Origin of the sequence: Phenylobacterium sp., from assembly GCF_016793285.1 — a bacterium.
Taxonomy (GTDB): domain Bacteria; phylum Pseudomonadota; class Alphaproteobacteria; order Caulobacterales; family Caulobacteraceae; genus Phenylobacterium.
Genome location: NZ_JAEUMO010000027.1, coordinates 33,914 through 49,853, shown reverse-complemented (window position 1 = coordinate 49,853; position 15,940 = coordinate 33,914). Strand labels below are relative to the sequence as shown.

16 protein-coding genes are annotated in these 15,940 nt (G+C 67.2%); 9 read left to right on the top strand and 7 right to left on the bottom strand.

The window, feature by feature from the left end; all coding sequences use genetic code 11:
* On the bottom strand, positions 1–285 hold a 285-nt coding region (locus JNL41_RS03270), incomplete at its 3' end, for a GNAT family N-acetyltransferase (RefSeq protein WP_293472840.1).
* Between the two features lie 259 nt (positions 286–544).
* Between JNL41_RS03270 and rsgA the strand changes: the two genes are divergently transcribed.
* Complete coding sequence (gene rsgA, locus JNL41_RS03265) at positions 545–1,624, top strand: ribosome small subunit-dependent GTPase A (RefSeq protein WP_293472839.1); 1,080 nt, start codon at positions 545–547, stop codon at positions 1,622–1,624.
* A gap of 144 nt (positions 1,625–1,768) precedes the next feature.
* On the opposite strand, the gene JNL41_RS03260 is transcribed toward rsgA, so the two are convergent.
* The 3 genes from JNL41_RS03260 to JNL41_RS03250 form a co-directional block, all read right to left on the bottom strand.
* Positions 1,769–2,479 carry a hypothetical protein gene (locus JNL41_RS03260; protein ID WP_293472838.1) on the bottom strand — a complete coding sequence of 237 codons (711 nt, stop codon included), beginning with the start codon at positions 2,477–2,479 and terminating at the stop codon, positions 1,769–1,771.
* Positions 2,480–2,651: 172 nt separating this feature from the next.
* Positions 2,652–3,446: a phytanoyl-CoA dioxygenase family protein gene (locus JNL41_RS03255; RefSeq protein WP_293472837.1), complete on the bottom strand. Its 795-nt coding sequence runs from the start codon at positions 3,444–3,446 to the stop codon at positions 2,652–2,654.
* Between the two features lie 154 nt (positions 3,447–3,600).
* A complete protein-coding gene (locus JNL41_RS03250; RefSeq protein ID WP_293472836.1) occupies positions 3,601–4,758 on the bottom strand; it encodes an amidohydrolase family protein in 1,158 nt (385 codons plus the stop codon).
* 68 nt (positions 4,759–4,826) lie between these two features.
* Here JNL41_RS03250 and JNL41_RS03245 point away from each other — a divergent pair, with 68 nt between their 5' ends.
* Positions 4,827–5,894: a phosphotransferase family protein gene (locus JNL41_RS03245; RefSeq protein WP_293472835.1), complete on the top strand. Its 1,068-nt coding sequence runs from the start codon at positions 4,827–4,829 to the stop codon at positions 5,892–5,894.
* A 37-nt stretch (positions 5,895–5,931) separates the two neighbouring features.
* On the opposite strand, the gene JNL41_RS03240 is transcribed toward JNL41_RS03245, so the two are convergent.
* Positions 5,932–6,798 (bottom strand): DUF2189 domain-containing protein, encoded by an 867-nt coding sequence (locus JNL41_RS03240; protein ID WP_293472834.1) that lies wholly within the window; start codon positions 6,796–6,798, stop codon positions 5,932–5,934.
* A gap of 163 nt (positions 6,799–6,961) precedes the next feature.
* On the opposite strand from JNL41_RS03240, the gene JNL41_RS03235 reads away from it, so the two are divergent.
* On the top strand, positions 6,962–8,581 hold the full coding sequence (locus JNL41_RS03235; RefSeq protein WP_293472833.1) for an NAD(P)/FAD-dependent oxidoreductase: 1,620 nt from the start codon (positions 6,962–6,964) through the stop codon (positions 8,579–8,581).
* Positions 8,582–8,972: 391 nt separating this feature from the next.
* Here the strand turns inward: JNL41_RS03235 and JNL41_RS03230 are convergent, their stop codons facing one another.
* Positions 8,973–10,073, bottom strand: coding sequence for a type I restriction enzyme HsdR N-terminal domain-containing protein (locus tag JNL41_RS03230; protein WP_293472832.1), 1,101 nt, complete (start codon positions 10,071–10,073; stop codon positions 8,973–8,975).
* 121 nt (positions 10,074–10,194) lie between these two features.
* On the opposite strand from JNL41_RS03230, the gene JNL41_RS03225 reads away from it, so the two are divergent.
* The 6 genes from JNL41_RS03225 to JNL41_RS03200 all read left to right on the top strand — a co-directional run bounded on the left by JNL41_RS03225 (position 10,195) and on the right by JNL41_RS03200 (position 14,422).
* On the top strand, positions 10,195–10,743 hold the full coding sequence (locus JNL41_RS03225; protein WP_293472831.1) for a hypothetical protein: 549 nt from the start codon (positions 10,195–10,197) through the stop codon (positions 10,741–10,743).
* Positions 10,744–11,203: 460 nt separating this feature from the next.
* Entirely contained in the window at positions 11,204–11,782 is a 579-nt protein-coding gene (locus tag JNL41_RS03220; protein WP_293472830.1) for a recombinase family protein, read from the top strand.
* 814 nt (positions 11,783–12,596) lie between these two features.
* A complete protein-coding gene (locus tag JNL41_RS03215) occupies positions 12,597–12,797 on the top strand; it encodes a hypothetical protein (protein WP_293472829.1) in 201 nt (66 codons plus the stop codon).
* 25 nt (positions 12,798–12,822) lie between these two features.
* Positions 12,823–13,335: a hypothetical protein gene (locus JNL41_RS03210; RefSeq protein ID WP_293472828.1), complete on the top strand. Its 513-nt coding sequence runs from the start codon at positions 12,823–12,825 to the stop codon at positions 13,333–13,335.
* Positions 13,332–13,766: a hypothetical protein gene (locus JNL41_RS03205; protein ID WP_293472827.1), complete on the top strand. Its 435-nt coding sequence runs from the start codon at positions 13,332–13,334 to the stop codon at positions 13,764–13,766. Before JNL41_RS03210 ends, JNL41_RS03205 begins: the two co-directional genes overlap by 4 nt.
* Positions 13,763–14,422, top strand: coding sequence for a hypothetical protein (locus tag JNL41_RS03200; RefSeq protein ID WP_293472826.1), 660 nt, complete (start codon positions 13,763–13,765; stop codon positions 14,420–14,422). Before JNL41_RS03205 ends, JNL41_RS03200 begins: the two co-directional genes overlap by 4 nt.
* Here JNL41_RS03200 and JNL41_RS03195 read toward each other — a convergent pair.
* The gene (locus JNL41_RS03195) at positions 14,419–15,888 is read right to left on the bottom strand and encodes a site-specific integrase (protein WP_293472825.1); all 1,470 of its coding nucleotides are present in this window, start codon (positions 15,886–15,888) and stop codon (positions 14,419–14,421) included. The two genes, JNL41_RS03200 and JNL41_RS03195, sit on opposite strands and share 4 nt — an antisense overlap.
* Positions 15,889–15,940 lie beyond the last annotated feature (52 nt).

Sequence of the window (15,940 nt, the reverse complement as noted above, 5' to 3'; positions counted from 1 at the left end):
GCAGGTCGCATCGACGATGTCGTGCTCCTCCGGGTGCTTCTTCACCCACCCGGCCATGAAGGGGCAGGTCGGCACGACCTTCAGGCCCTGCGCGCGGGCGTGGCCGAAGGCGTAGCGGGCGAGCGCGCTGGCCACGCCCTTGCCTTCGAACTCCGGCGGCACGACGGTATGGGGCAGCACGATGCGGCCCGGCTTCAGGCGGTACTCTGCGAAGGCCGTGTGGCCGTCCAGGTTCACCTCGAAGCGGCTCCGCTCGGTGTTGTCGGTAACGGTGACGTCGGCCATGCGCGTACTCCTTGGGCTCCCTCTTCTTGACGCGAAGCAGCCGCGCCGCCAAGGTCCGCGCGTCCCGCGGCCCCGCCGAAGGCCCGGGACGAAGGATCCGGCGGCCCGTTCAGCAGAGGAGGAGGTCCGTATGTCACCGATTGTCAGCGCAGCCCTTCGCTGCGTCGCCGCTGTCGTTGCCTAGAGCGCAACCGGACCTGCCAGCGCGGGGTCCCCGCGGTCGACGCCTGAACGGCCATCGAACCCAAGGACAACCCCATTGTTGACATCCTACGGCTGGAGCGACGCGCTCCAGAACGACTTCACGTCCCATGCCGCGGCCGGCCTCGTCCCCGGCCGCATCGTCGTCCAGCAGCGCGGCGGCTACCGCGTGGTCACCGACGAGGGCGAACGCGACGCACGGGCCTCCGGCACGCTGCTGAAATCCCTCAGCGACGACGAACGCCCCACGGCCGGCGACTGGGTGGCCCTCGAGGCCCGGCCGGGCGAGACCCTGGCGCTGGTCCACGCGGTGCTGCCCCGCAGGACCGCGTTCATCCGCAAGGCCTCGGGCACGCGCGGCGGCGCGCAGGTGGTGGCGGCGAACGTCGACGTGGCGCTCCTGGTCGCCTCGCTGAACGCCGACCTGAACCTGCGCCGGCTCGAACGCTACCTGGCCACCGCCTACGAAAGCGGGGCTGAGCCGGTCGTGGTGCTGACCAAGGCCGACCTCGCCGGCGACGTCGCGGGCCCGGTGGCCGAGGTCGGGGCGATCGCGTCCGGCGCGCCGGTGCTGGCCATCTCGTCGAAGACCGGCGAGGGGCTGGACGCGCTCGCGGCCCACCTGCCCCCCGGCCGGACGGCCGTTCTGCTGGGCTCGTCGGGGGCCGGCAAGTCCACGCTGCTCAACGCCCTGTTCGGCGAAGCCCGGATGGCTACACGCGAGATCCGCGAGGACGATGCGCGCGGACGGCACACCACCACCCACCGCGAACTGGTGCTGCTGCCCTCGGGCGGGCTGATCCTCGACACGCCGGGCATGCGCGAACTCGGCCTCTGGAACGCCGACGAGGGCGTCTCGGCGGTGTTCGACGACGTCGAGGCGCTGGCGGGCCGGTGCCGCTTCTCCGATTGCAGGCACCAGGGCGAGCCCGGCTGCGCGGTCCGCGCCGCGCTCGACGCCGGCGAACTCTCGCCGGAGCGGCTCGCGGCCTACGAGAAGCTGCAGGCGGAGCTGGCCTACGAGCACCGCCGCGAGGACCCGCAGGCGGCGCAGGCCAACCGCAAGCTGTGGATCAGCCGGCACAAGTCGGCGCGCGCCTGGATGAAGCAGAAGCGGGCCGGGCCGGGCGACGACTGAGCGGCGGCTCAGGGGCGGCTCAGGGGCGGAGCGGAACCCCGAAGGACACGAACGGCGCGACCGAGCGGCGCGGCCGGGGGGCCCGGACGCGTTCGCGGTCTCTTTGCCTGTCGTGGCTCGGGATCGTGGGCGCGTCGCGCCGGGTCACCAGCCGGAGGAGCCGGGGAAGATCTGGCCGGGCTTCAGCAGCTCCCAGGGAGGGATGTAGCCCCGCTCGGGCGGCGGATCGGGCGGATGGGGCGGCGGCGCAGGCGGCGGGGGCTCGGCCGCGACGGCGACCGGCTCGGGGGCCGGGGCTTCGGCGATCGCGGCCCGCGGCGGCGCGCGCAGAGGGCGCGGCGCGGGCGACGCGGCCTCCACCGGCTCGAACTCCGGCTCTTCGTCCTCGTAGCCGAGGTCGCCATGGGGCGGGAGGTCGAGGTCGTCGATCACGCGCTGGATGACGGTCTCGATGGGGGCGTCGACGAAGTCGTCGTCGGCGGCGTGTTCGCGGACCCAGTCGCGGACCCACGCCAGAACCTCATGCGCCTCTTCCCGGGGGAAGGTGTCGAAGGCGAAGCCGATGAAGTGGGTCCTGACCTCGGACCCGCGGGCCTTGACGGCGGCCGCCCGCGCCACGCTCGCGAGCCCGGCGGCGGTCTCCGCGCGCTGTCGTGCGCCTTCGGCCAGGGCGGCCTGCTCGCGGTCGAAGCGCTGCTTCAGCAGGAGGATCGCGCCGACCCGGCCACAGAAGGCGTTGGCGATGCGGCCGCAGCGCTCGAAGTCGGCGCTGTCCTCAGCCGCCTCCATGCGCGCGCGGGCGGCCTCGAAGGCGCTCGCACAGCCCTCGGCCATCAGCGACATCAGCGCGTCCATGCGCGCAGGCGTCAGATGAGGCGGGGCGTCCGGCATAAGAACATATGTAGAACACACGAGCCAGCCTGTCAAGGAAATCGCTCGTCCATCATACGAGGATCCGGGAGCCGGTGGCCGGCGGCGCCCCGCGGCGGCGGCGTCGCGGACAAGCCGCGCTCCGAGGACGCCGCGCTCAGCCGTGCAGCCGCAGGAACGCCGGGTCGCGGAAGGGGTCACCCGCCTTCATGCGCTGGTGGAAGCCTTCGACGCGGGGGCCGGCGCCGCCTTCGCGGGGATCGTAGACGGCGTCCTCGCCGAAGTAGCGCAGGGTGAGCGTGCGCCGGCGCTGGCCTTCGTGGGTGGGCGCCCCGCCGTGCATCATCTTGGGGTGGAAGACGATCAGGTCGCCGGGCTCGACGGCCCAGGAGACGATGTCCCAGGCCCCGCGGTCGCGCTCGATGTCCGGCAGCCGAGGCAGCGACGAATTCGGGTGCGTGGGCAGGGTGTCGTCGTCGAGGTCGAAGCGCGAGCCGTTGTAGAGCCGGCCGCGGTGGGAGCCCTTCACGAACTCCAGCGAGTCGGCCCTGGCGACGCGGTCGAAGGTGATCCAGGCCACCGCCAGATGCTCGCCCGCGATGGCGAGGTAGGAGCTGTCCTGGTGCCAGGGCGTGCGGCGCGCCTCGCCGCCTTCCTTGAGGAACACCTGCTCGTACATGAACCAGACCGGGCCGCGGCCCCAGAGGCCCGCGACGATCCCGCTGAGCGGCGAGGCCTCCAGCATGGCCCGGTAGCCGGTCAGCACCTTCGGATTGTAGAGGTCCTGGTAGAAGGTGGCGTCCGACCCGCGCGTGCGGATGTTCGAGGCCAGCGGCCCCGGGTTCTCCACGCTCCAGGTCCAGGCCGCCTCGGCGGCGGCCAGCGCGGCGGCGTCCAGGGCGCCGGGGATGTGGACGACGCCGTCGCGGACATAGGTTTCCCTCAAGCTCATGAAGCCTCCCCTCCGCCTTCATGGAGGAATGGCCGGGCGTAGGCCCCGCCGGTCGGCGCCGACCAATGTCCGCCCGTCCGCTCAGCAGCCACACCACCACCCCTTCCCCTCCTCCATCGAGGCGGAGGGGCGCCGATCTCCTGCCGCCGCGCCATCAGTCGTCCATCCGGAAGAGGTCGAGGGCCGTCAGGCCCAGCACCTTCTGCGCGTCCCCGACCGGCAGCGCGCGGAACACCGCCTCGATGGCCCCGCGCGTGTAGCCGAAGGTCGACTCCTGGTGCGGATAGTCCGACGACCACAGGGCGGTCCCGGCCCCGATGCGGTCGATCATCGATAGCCCCACCGGATCGGTCATGAAGGTCGCGTAGCAGTGGTTGCGCCAGTACCAGCTCGGCGCATGGGCCAGCTTCGGGTTCACCGAGGTGGGGAAGGAATTGTAGATCATGTCGGCGTCGTGGAGCATGCCGGGCACCCACGACAGGCCCGCCTCCACGAACACCACGCGCAGGCCCGGGAAGCGGTCGAAGACGCCGCCGAAGGTGAGCTGGGCCCACTGCTGGCGGAAGCCCTGCATCTGGGTCAGCACCGAGACGCCGACGGCGCCCGCCTCGGCCGTCGGGATCGCCTCGCCGATGTGGAAGGCGAGCGGCAGGCCGCTGGCCTCGACCGCGGCCCACAGCGGGTCCATGCGCGGATGGTTGTACTGGATCGTCCGGCCGTCCTCGAACCTGCCGGGCTTCAGCGGGATCATCAGGCACCGCGCCCCCAGCCCGGCGCAGCGGGCGACGCTGTCCTTCGCCGCCTCCGGGTCCCAGTAGCTCGGGACCATTACAGGATAGAGCCGCTTGGGCGCCTTGGCGCACATCTGCGCGATGTGTTCGTTGTAGGCGCCGAAGACGTGCGGCTTGTTCTCGATCTCGCCGAACATCATCAGGCCGAACAGGCGCTGCGGGAAGATCAGCTCCTTCTCGACCCCCTCGACGTCGAGGTCGACCAGCCGGGCGTCCACGTCGGTCAGCCCGGGATAGCATTCCAGCGCCTGACAGAGGTGCTGGGCGATGGGCTGCGGGGTCATCGACTTGCCGCCGATGGAGAGGTCCCAGCCGCCGTCCCTGAAGATCATCCGCGGCGCCGCGTCCTTCAACTCGGCCGGGAAGCGGTCGATCCAGAGGTCGCCTTCCAGCATGTGCGAATCCGCCGAGACGATGCGCGTGCCGGCGGGCCAGTCGCGGGTCTTCGCCTGGGGCTTGCGTTCCGCAGCGACCGGCTGGCCAACCTGCTCCTCGATCTCGAGGATGAAGCCGTCGGGCATGGCGCGTTCTCCCTTGCGGGAGAAAACTTATAGCGCGCTATAATTTTGACAATCGGGGAGAGGCGGACATGGCGACCCAAAATGCGGCGAACCCCGCCCTGGACGCCTGGCGCAGCCTGGTCGACCTCGACCGCCTCGCCGCCTGGATGGACGGCCGCGGCCTGGAATCCGGCCCCATCGAGGAGGCGGCGCGGCCGCCCGGCGGCACGCAGAACATCCTGCTGAAGTTCCGCCGCGGCGGGCGCTGGTTCATGCTGCGCCGCCCGCCGCTGGCCGCGCACATGAACGGCAGCGAGACCATGCGCCGCGAGGCCCGGGTGCTGGCGGCGCTCGCCGACACCGACGTCCCCCACCCGCGCCTGATCGCCGCCGAGCCGGGCGAGGACGTGCTGGGGGCGGCCTTCTACCTGATGGAGCCGATCGACGGCTTCAACGCCACGGTCGGCCTGCCGCCGCTGCACCTGGGCTCCGCGCAGGTGCGCCACGGGATGGGCCTGGCGCTGGCCGACGGCATCGCCGCGCTCGGCCGCGTGGACCACGCCGCCAAGGGCCTGACCGACCTCGGCCGCGCCGACGGGTTCCTGGAGCGCCAGGTCGGCCGCTGGAAGAAGCAGCTCGCCAGCTATGCGCAGTACGAAGGCTGGGCGGGGCCGGGCGAGATCGAGGGCGTGGACGCGGTCGGCGACTGGCTGGACGCGCACCGGCCCGCGACCTTCACGCCGGGGATCATCCACGGCGACTATCACCTGGCCAACGTGATGTACCGCTTCGACGGGCCGGAGCTGGCGGCCATCGTCGACTGGGAGCTGACGACGGTGGGCGACCCGCTGCTCGACCTCGGCTGGCTGATGGCGACCTGGCCGCAAAAGGACGCCATCGAGGCCGGGACGGTCTCGGTGACGCCGTGGGACGGCTTCCCCACCATCGAGGAGCTGGTCGAGCGCTATGCCGGCCAGACCGAGCGCGACCTGTCGCACATGCGCTGGTACGGCGTGCTGGCCTGCTACAAGCTGGGGATCATCCTGGAAGGCACGAACGCGCGGGCCGCCGCCGGCAAGGCCGAGAAGGCCACCGGCGACGCGCTGCACCGCCAGACCCTGGGCCTCTTCCAGCGCGCGCTGGGGTGGATCGGCTGACGGCGGCGGATCGGCCGAGGCGAACGCGCGCCGGCCCCTACGCCACCAGCTTGCGGTAGAGATGCCAGCTCGCGTGGCCGAGGATCGGCACCACCAGGATCAGGCCCACCAGCAGCGGAATCGAGCCCACCACCAGCGCGGCGGCGATGATGCCCGCCCAGGCCGCCATCGGGCCGGGGTTCGCGGCGACCGCCTTCAGCGAGGTCCCGATCGCGGTCCAGAGGCCGACGTCGCGGTCCAGCAGCAGCGGGATCGACACCACGCTCATCGCGAACGCGACGGCCGCGAAGAGGAAGCCCGCGCCCACGCCGCCGACGATCAGCGGCGCGCTGGCCGGCGAGGCGAACACCTGGCGGGCGAACATCGAGAGCGTCGGCGGGGCGCCGCCGCCCAGGGTGGCCTGGCCGATCTGGTAGGCGACCGCCAGCCAGAGGCCGAACAGCGCCAGGAGGATCAGGCCCATGCCGACGATCGAGCCGATGGCCGGCGAGCCGAACGCCTTGAAAGCGTCGATCCAGGTGACGCGCTCGCCCCGCTCCCGACGGCGGCTCATCTCGTAGAGGCCGGTCGCCGCCACCGGGGCCACGATCGCGAAGCCCGAGGCCAGCGGGAACAGCATCATGAGCAGGTTCGTGTTCGCCGCCGCCGCGGCCAGCACCAGGCCCGCCAGCGGATAGATCAGCGCGACGAACAGGATGTCGTCGCGCAGCGCCGCCATGTCCGCCACGCCGGCGCGGAGCGCGTCCCTGAGGTCGGCGAAGCCGATCCGCCGCACGTCGGGCACGGCCTGTCCGGCGTGGCGCTCGGGGTGCGGAACGATCAGGCGCCCGAAGTCGCGCACCGCCCAGGTGAGTTTCTCGAGCATGAACTCGGCGGGGTTCTCGACGTGGTTCCTGGTGGCCATGCGGCGTCCTCCCGGTCGTTGTCGGGGAGGTGGCCCTGCCTCGGCGCACGGCGTCGGGGTCGCGGCGGACCACTCAACCCGGAAAGCCGCAGCCTATCACGGACTTGCCGCCACGTAACGCGCCCGTGGCGGGCGCGTGGAACGGCCGCTACATAGGCCGGCCATGCTCCGCGTCTCCGAACTCAAGCTGCCCCTGGACCACGCGCCGCAGGCCCTGCCCGCCGCCGTCGCGGCGCGCCTGGGCGTGGGCGAGGCCGACCTGCTGAGCTGGTCGGTGTGGAAGCGGGCGCACGACGCGCGCCGGAAGAGCGCGATCCTGAAGGTCTACATCGTGGACGTGGAGGTCCGGGGCGAGGCCGACGTCGCCCGCCGCCTCGCCGGCGACCCGCACGTTCGCCCGACGCCGGACACCGCCTACAGGCCCGTCGCCGCCGCGCCGCCCGCCCTGCCGCTCCGCCCGGTGGTGATCGGCGCCGGGCCCTGCGGCCTGTTCGCGGGGCTGATCCTGGCGGAGATGGGCTTCCGCCCCATCATCCTCGACCGCGGCAAGGCGGTGCGCGAGCGCACGAAGGACACCTGGGGCCTCTGGCGGCGCAGCGAGCTCGACCCCGAGTCCAACGTCCAGTTCGGCGAGGGCGGGGCCGGCACCTTCTCGGACGGCAAGCTCTACAGCCAGATCAAGGATCCGCGGCACCTGGGCCGCAAGGTGCTGAACGAGTTCGTGGCCGCCGGCGCGCCGGCCGAGATCCTGACCGAGGCCCACCCCCACATCGGCACCTTCCGGCTGGTGACCATGGTCGAGGCCATGCGCGCCAGGATCGAGAGCCTGGGCGGCGAGTACCGCTTCCGCCACCGCGTCGCCGACATCGAGATCGACGCCGGCCGCCGCGTGCGCGGCGTCCGCCTGCACACCGGCGATTTCCTGGAGGCCGACCACGTCGTCCTGGCCATTGGCCACTCGTCGCGCGACACCTTCCAGGCGCTCTACGACCGCGGCGTCCACATCGAGGCCAAGCCGTTCTCGATCGGCTTCCGCATCGAGCACCCGCAGTCGTGGATCGACCGCGCCCTCTTGGGCCCCTGCGCCGGCCATCCGGACCTGGGCGCCGCCGCCTACTCGCTCTCGCACCACTGCGCGAACGGCCGCACGGTCTACAGCTTCTGCATGTGCCCGGGCGGGACGGTGGTGGCCGCGACGTCGGAGCCGGACCGCGTCGTCACCAACGGCATGAGCCAGTATTCGCGCAACGAGCGCAACGCCAACGCCGGCTTCGTGGTGGGCGTCACGCCGGCCGACTATCCCGGCGACCATCCGCTGGCCGGCATCGACCTGCAACGCGAGCTGGAGAGCCGGGCGTTCGTCGCCGGCGGCGGCGACTACTACGCGCCGGGCCAGCTCGTCGGCGACTTCCTGGCCGGGCGCGCGTCGACCGCGCTGGGCCAGGTGGCGCCGAGCTACCGTCCGGGCGTGCGGCCTGCCGACCTGGCCGCGGTGATGCCCGACTACGCGGTCGAGGCGATGCGCGAGGCGCTTCCGGTCTTCGGCCGCAGGATCGCGCGCTACGACGACCCGGAGGCGGTGCTGACCGGCGTCGAGACCCGCACCTCGGCGCCCATCCGCATCACCCGCGGCGCCGACTTCCAGAGCCTGAACGTGCGCGGCCTGTTCCCGGCCGGCGAGGGCGCCGGCTACGCGGGCGGCATCCTCTCGGCCGCCGTCGACGGCATCAAGGTCGCCGAAGCGGTGGCGCGGTCTATCGTCGGTGAGGCGGTGGCGGCCTAGCGCGCCAGCCAGCGCGCGGGCAGCCGGTACTCCGGGCGGCTGGGGCGGATCAGGTCGAGCCCCACCATCAGGCCGAGGCGCAGGAACCTGCACATGGTCCGAAACGTCTGCATGGGGCCCTCCTGGTCAAGCCTGTAACGACCGGCGGAGCCATAGGTTGCGCAGAGTCGGCGACAGGCCCGCGCCGGCGGCGGGCCAGACGAAAAACGGCCCGGGATCGCGCCCGGGCCGTTCGATCGTTCAGGCTGGCGCCGCGCCTAGTTGCGGGCGGTGTCGACCAGCTTGTTCTTGGAGGTCACATCAAGAAAATCAGCTACTTAGGCGAGACCAAGTGCGGCATGTGATGGCCGAATGTGTAGCAGCGTGGGAAGCGCCTGGAAAGCGCGTTACGCTATGCGCCTTCGGCTACTGGCGCACCTTTCGCGGCCTTGGTCCCCGCCCCTTCCAGTTCCTTTAGCCGCTTCTCGATCTTCGCGGCGTGCTGGTAGATGTCGGTGAGGTCACTGATTAGGTGTCGGGTCTCGTCCTTCTCCACGAACGTTCCGAAATATTTTGCGGTCGCGGCGTTGAAGTGAAGGCGAGCAATCGTCTTTCGATTGTTGTCATCTAGCAGCACAGCGCAATACGACTTCTGGTCTCGCATCACGACGCGCTTAGGATGAACAAGCTTCGACGCAATGGCCTGGACGATATGGAAGCCCGAAAGCTCTTCTTGCGTCGTAATGATCTCTTCCTCTGTCGGTGCAGGCTCACCGGCTGCTTCGGAGGGCTTCGGCGTGGATGCATTCAGCGCGGAGGACAGGCGATCCGTCACCATATCCCGAACCATCGTCGCAATGGTACTGACGAGCAGCTTGGCCGTGTTGTCCTTGATCGCAGCGGTGACGTTGCCGGTGTAGACACGGCGCGCCATCATCTTCACGAACTCGTCTGACGGCTCGGCAAATTCTCGTTCCAACTCCTTTCGCAGGACAGTTTGGAGCTTTAGGTTGCCCGCTTCCTTGACGATCTTCTCAATGTCAAAGCTGGCCTTTGCGAAGTTCTCCAGCGTCTTTACGTCAGTCGGCTTGATCGCGTCCATGCTGAACGTGAAGAATGGCTTGTCATCCATCTTGTTCGGAACTTCGATGTCCGAATAGAATTGGTACACGACGCCATTGGTTAAGATTGCCAGTCTGGCTGACGTCACCGAAAAATACCGGAACAACTGTCCGGCATGATTGATGTTTAGCTCCACCGACGACGGCTTACACTCAATCAGGACGTTGACTTTTCCGCCCCCGCAAATTGCGTAGTCGACTTTCTCGCCCTTCTTCGTGCCAACATCGGCGATGTATTCGGGCACGACCTCGGACGGGTTAAAGACATCGTACCCCAAGGCCTGGATGAACGGCATAACGAGCGCTGTCTTCGCGGCTTCCTCGGTCAGCAGCACCTCGCGATGCTCTACGGTACGCTTTTGAAGCTCAGCGAGCCTTGTCGCCAAATCCATTTCCGCCCCCCAACTTGCACGTCCAGCGCGAACAATGTGGCGCCTCAGCCTTTCCGTCCACTGCCCATTGCACAGCTAGTCGGCTTGAGAAAAGCTGCCGACAAACCCGCCTGAGGAAGCGATGGGTCTCTTTGGATCGAAGGTAACCGCAGAGAAGGTCGCCGGCCTTCTAACAGCGGCGGTGCGCGACGCCTTCAATGCTGGCGCGGCAGAAGACGATGATCTGCGGTGGCTCGCCGCGAATAGAACGACAGCAGCTAAGGTGATCCGCTTCTATGCGGCGGCGGCGTGGGTGTGGGCGGATGTCTATCTGAAGCGCGCGAACGTCTCTCGACCGTCGCCAAACGAATTTATGAAGATATGGCGGGAGGCAATGTTTAGTCAGATCGTAGCCTGCTTCGACCATATCGAGATCGGCGACAATCACGCGCAGATGATTTGGTCTTCGATGTTTGATGATGCCGAAGCCTACGCCAGAATATTTCATGAGAAGAGTGACGTTAAATCTTCCTACCTCGCCTTCGCTGTCGGAAAATCATGGTTTGAAGAAACTCAAGGGTTGGATATGTTTAGCGGCTACCACAGCCCAAAGTCGGGGCTCATGGTATTTGCTGCTGCGCTTCAATGTCAGGTGAGGGTCGAAGAGATATTGAAGACGCATTGTAGGTAGCGACCTAAAATCACTGCACTCATGCGAGGGGACTTCATCCAACAAAGTAGCAGGCATTACCCCCATGCCGGGTCCGCCTGCACCACAAAACAGATCGATGGTCACGGCTTCCGCCTGAGCGCCCAGATGACGGCGGCGGTCGCGACCCCGAATGCGGTGACCAGGGCTGCAACGGCGTGGATGACGGGCGGGTCGAGAACGATCATGGCGGTGTTGGCTCCAATGCTCCTGGGATCGGACTAACAGCAGTCTGACTTGGTACGCGTACCGGAACAGGCCAATCGAATAGCCTCAACGCACGCTCACACAGGCTGCGGGCATCTCAGCACGGCGCGGATTGGATACGCGCACCACGCTCATAAGTTCTAAGTTATGCGCCATGGCTCACAACCTACTTGACGCGCCCATTGAGCTAGGCTTATGAGCTAGGGAAAGCGCAACCCTAACTTATGAGCTAGCCATGCGGATCGCGTACTTCCGGGTCTCTACGGGAGACCAGAGCATCGAAGCCCAACGGCACGCGATGGGCGGGACCTTCGACAAGGAGTTCTCGGACCAGGGCGTTAGCGGTGGCGTGCTCGCTGCGGACAGGCCCGGCTTCGCCAAGCTGCTAGAGCAGGTGCGCAAGGGCGACACGCTCTGCGTCTATGCCGTGGATCGCCTAGGCCGTGATGCCTTGGACGTACAGGGAACGGTGCGGAAGCTGATCGACAGCGGCGTCACGGTGGACATCCACGGCCTAGGGCAGATCGGGCGGGGCGTGGGCGAGATCATCCTAGCCGTGCTGGCTCAGGTCGCGGACATGGAGCGCCACAAGATCAGGGAGCGGACGGAGGCGGGCCGAGCGGCGGCTAGGGCTGCGCTGGAGGCCACCGGGAAGACGCACCGGGGGAAGGATAGCCTCGGGAGGCCGAAGGCTCAGGACGCCGCTGCGGTGGTCTCCTGGCGGCGCGAGAAGGGGGCGAGCATCCGGCAGACAGCCCAGCACTTCGGCCTGTCGGACGCCACGGTGAAACGGTACTGCGCCGCTACCGCCTAGGAGACTCAGGCGTGGCCGTGGGCGGGCCTTGCGGGGTGCTCCGCTAGGGTAGTGGCGCCCTGGCTTTGAGGGGCTTCCTCGGCCTTCTCTGGGGCTCGGTGTGAGCGGGGCATTCCACGGCCTGCGGCATACCGGCGACGCGAGCCGACGCGAGGAGATTCCCGCAATTACAAGGACTTAACTGCCGGGACAGTTTCGATACCGTCTAGCATAGTGCCGCGAGGCACCCGCGCTTTCGATACCGTCTGGCATAGGACCGGACAGGTCCCCGGACGGATATCGATACCGTCGGGCATATGCCGTCAGAGGTGACGAAAAACACGTGACCAATAGGGGGTGTCGGCTTGTCCGGCATGGTCAGCCCGGTTGGCTCAAGCTCCGCGTAGCGATCCCATCGTGATGCCGAAGTTGAGCCGGGGAGCCGCTATTCGCCAAAGTCAGAAAAGCTGATCGCGGGGGGTAGGGGGGACCCGGCCAGCTAAACTCCAACATGCTCAACACCTCGTGATATATGATTATATATCAACGGGATAACGAGAATTACCTAGGGAGCATCCCTCTAGAAAACCAGCTTAGTCATCCGTCTACGGCAAAATCGACGGATAGCTTAGGCGCTGTTAGGCCGCGACTGAGTTCTAAGCTGGTTCTCTAGGCGGATGGCCGCCCGTAAGTCTAACTACATCAGTCTCATATTTTGGGACTGAACAGACCAACCATTCACATTAGTAGGAGCAGTATGGCGACACACACTGTTGCTGATGACGTTCTCTATAGCCGAGAGGCTGAGCTTTACTTCGTAGGTGCGGATCGTCGGGTGATGATCGGCCTGCGAGCGACCCTAGAACTCCTGGGTCTTCCCCTTCCCGACTATGCGCAGCGGAAGCCGCCCGGTCCTCGTACCGCATCGGCCAAGGTCATTGCCGCGATGTACGCCGCCGACAACCGGCAACCCAAGCCGCGCAAGGTCTACCACTACGACCCGAACAAGTTCCGCGAGAAGCGGGCGCAACGCTAACTGTAGCCGTAGCAGAAAGGCTGAATTGACTACGACCACCACCGATCGCAGGGCGCTAGCTCTGACGGTCGCCAACCTGACGAACGATCTTATCCAGGCTCAAGACGACCTGGCGCTGCACGAACGACTGACGGGGGCACGGGCCAAGGTCCGACAACTCCAATCGGATCTTGCTCAGGCTAAGACCCGGCTAGACGCCGCACAGGAGCAAGAACGGCAGTCGGCCCGTGATGCAGCCTTCGCTGTGTTCTCCGACATCCATGTCCGCAAGGAAGGTGACGACCACCTTCTGAGGCTGGCGTTCCCGGTGACCGTCACCCGGAAGCAATTCGACGGCTACCAGACCGCCGACACGACGCAGACCTTCCCCGGCATCCAATCCCTGCCGTCCGATGCGCTCATGTACCTTGTCGAGAAGCACCCTGACCGCATCCCTGCGGAGATCATGGCGCTCGCCCCTGGCGATCCCTACGAGGCCATCAACGAATACCTGATCAGCCTTCGGCGCGGCTACCTGCGCGGGCCGGTGGCGGCATGAAGCGTCGGCGCAGCAGGAAGCAAGAGCGGCTAGAGGAACTGAACCGCCAGAAGCCGACGCCGTGGGCGAAGACGCTGGACGAACTGCGCCTTGCCTGTGAGCCGGATGGCGAGGCCGTCGTGCATCATCTGCGCTGCGGAGAGGCGGCGGAGTTTCGCCGAAGGGCCGAACTACCGGCCTGCGAGGAACTGAGCTTCTACCGCGACCACGTGAACAGGGTGCTTGGTCATCCCCGTTCCGATGGTCGGCTCTGGCCTGACACCTACGCCAAGCTTGATCAGGAAGAACAGGACCGGGTGCGAACCGTGGCCCTCGCCGTCCTGGCCGAGTGGGAGGCTGCTGGCGCTCCCATCCACTACGACAGCTTGCGGATCGCACAGCAAAGGTGGTTGGCGACCGGTCGCATCCTGGCCGGTGAGGTGACGCTGTGAGCCGCCTAACCCAACGCCAGCGGGTGAAGGTCAACGCCGCCCTGAGCACCATCTACGCCCAAGGCTATGACGCGCAGACGGTGGTCTCTTGGGCTCGGGACTACGAGGCCGCAGGGCATCCGCCCCGCCTCGCCTATCAGCGCGCCCTCAACGACTTCATTGCAGGTCAGCCTGCCTTTGCCGACTCCCTCGGCAAGATCACTCGGCTCGTAGACGCCAGCGATCCCCAGACCGTCGCCAAGTACGACACGGCGTTGAGCGCCTACATCGCTACGGGTGACGACAGCGAGATTGCGGCCCTAGGTCCGATGATCGCTCGGGATAGCGTTGTCGTCGCACAGAAGAACGGCGAGCTTCCCAACGGCGACATCACGGCGGCATCGACCGAACAGGCCCTTGGCTTCGCGATGGCGGATCAGCACATCACGGCGTCAGGTCCGCAACCGGCTGCGTCTCAGCAGGCCGCTGCGCCCGCCCCTAGCAATGTGGGTCTCAACAGTTCCCAGGTCTCCACGACGGCGCGGGTTGCCGACAAGCAAGTCTGGAACCCCGCCTTCGACGGATCGCGGCTCAACGCATGGTCCGATGGCGGCACGGCGCATCAGTCGAGCACGCTCGCGCCGCACGCCAACGCCGTGCCCAACGGCGACGCCTAGCTAACCTTCGTCCTCAGGCTCGGTGGGGGTGCTGGAAGTTCAAACCCCGGCACCCTGTACCGCTTCATGCCCTCGACCAGGGGATAGAGCGGATACGACAGCCCGCCGTAGGCGTCGGCAGCGCTGCGGGTCTCATGCCCCGTCAGAGCGTTGTGAACGTCAGCGGGAATGAGCGCCTGACGGGCGTAGTGCTTGAAGCTGTGCCGGAACGAATGGAACGTCATGCGTTCGTCGGTCACCCCCCAATCTGAGCGCAACTGTCGGCCCCACCAGCGGCCCCAATTTCCCGACAGCTTCTCGTCAGCAGGCGAGTACGTGAGCTTGTCGAACAGCAGCGCCTTCCCGCGTTGGCCTTGAGCGTATCGGACGAACCCGAGCTTGATCAGGTCAGCATGAACCGGGATGCGGCGTTCGCTCCCTTCGGTCTTCACGCTCTGGCCCTTGGCTCTGTCGTGCTGAATACGGATCACCCACGCCTTGAGGCTCTTACCCTTTGGATCGACGTAGCCTTCCTCGGTCACATCGTCAGGGTGAAGCTGGCATAGCTCATTGATCCGAGCGCCAGTGTAGAGCGCCAATAGCGGAAGCCAGTAGGCCGCCTCCCCTGCCCCACCTACGGGGCGTTCTCCATCGCGGTAGATCGGGCTCCCAAAGATCGCCGCCAGCGCTGACGCGTCGAACTCGCGCCGCTTCTCCCTAGCCCTGCGGCTGTCCTGCAACTGCGTGCCGGTGAAGGGGTTGGTCTCAATGAGATCGCGCTTCACGGCGAAGCCGAACAGCGCACTCAGGAGTGAGAGCGTCGTGTTCATGTTGGGGATGCTGACGCCTTCTTCACTCACGACGCCGGGTGTCCGCATCTTGTCGGTGAAACTGGTCGCGTCGCGCCGGGCTACGGCCTTGATGCGTTTGTTGCCGATCACCTCTTCGAAGCGATCCACCGCCCTCTTCATGCCCTTTAGGGTCGAGGGGTTGCGCTCCTGATCCTTCACCCACCGATCATGAAGCTGCTGGATCGTTGGGTTCTCGCTGTCAGGCTCCTTGGCCTCAGCCTTCGCATCGCCCCATCGGGCAAGCTCGGCTAGCTCCGCACGATCCGCTTCGGCGTTGATCGCCTTCGCGAGACGCGACTTGGCCTTGAGCACGGGATCGGCTTCGATCCGCTCCCGCTCTTCTTCCCACATCTGTTCTTCTTGGGGCCGATAAGCCTCTTCGGCCTCTTGCTCCTCACGGGAGCCATAGAGCGCCGATGGCACCTTCTGCGGTGTCGCGCTCAGCGTGACGCGAACCCTGTCGAATTCGTCGTCGTAAGCCTGCCATGCCCGGATCACGAGCTTCTTGGCTTCCGCGAAATCGGACGTTCCGAGCGCCCGCATGACGGCGCTGGTCTGGTAGTGCTCGATCAGGTCGAGAGGGATGCGGCGCCGGATGTAGTACCGTGCGCCGCGTCGAATAAGGCCGGGTGGCATAGGCTGCTCCGATGCATCATGTGTAGCAGTCACACGACGCATCGGGCTTCCT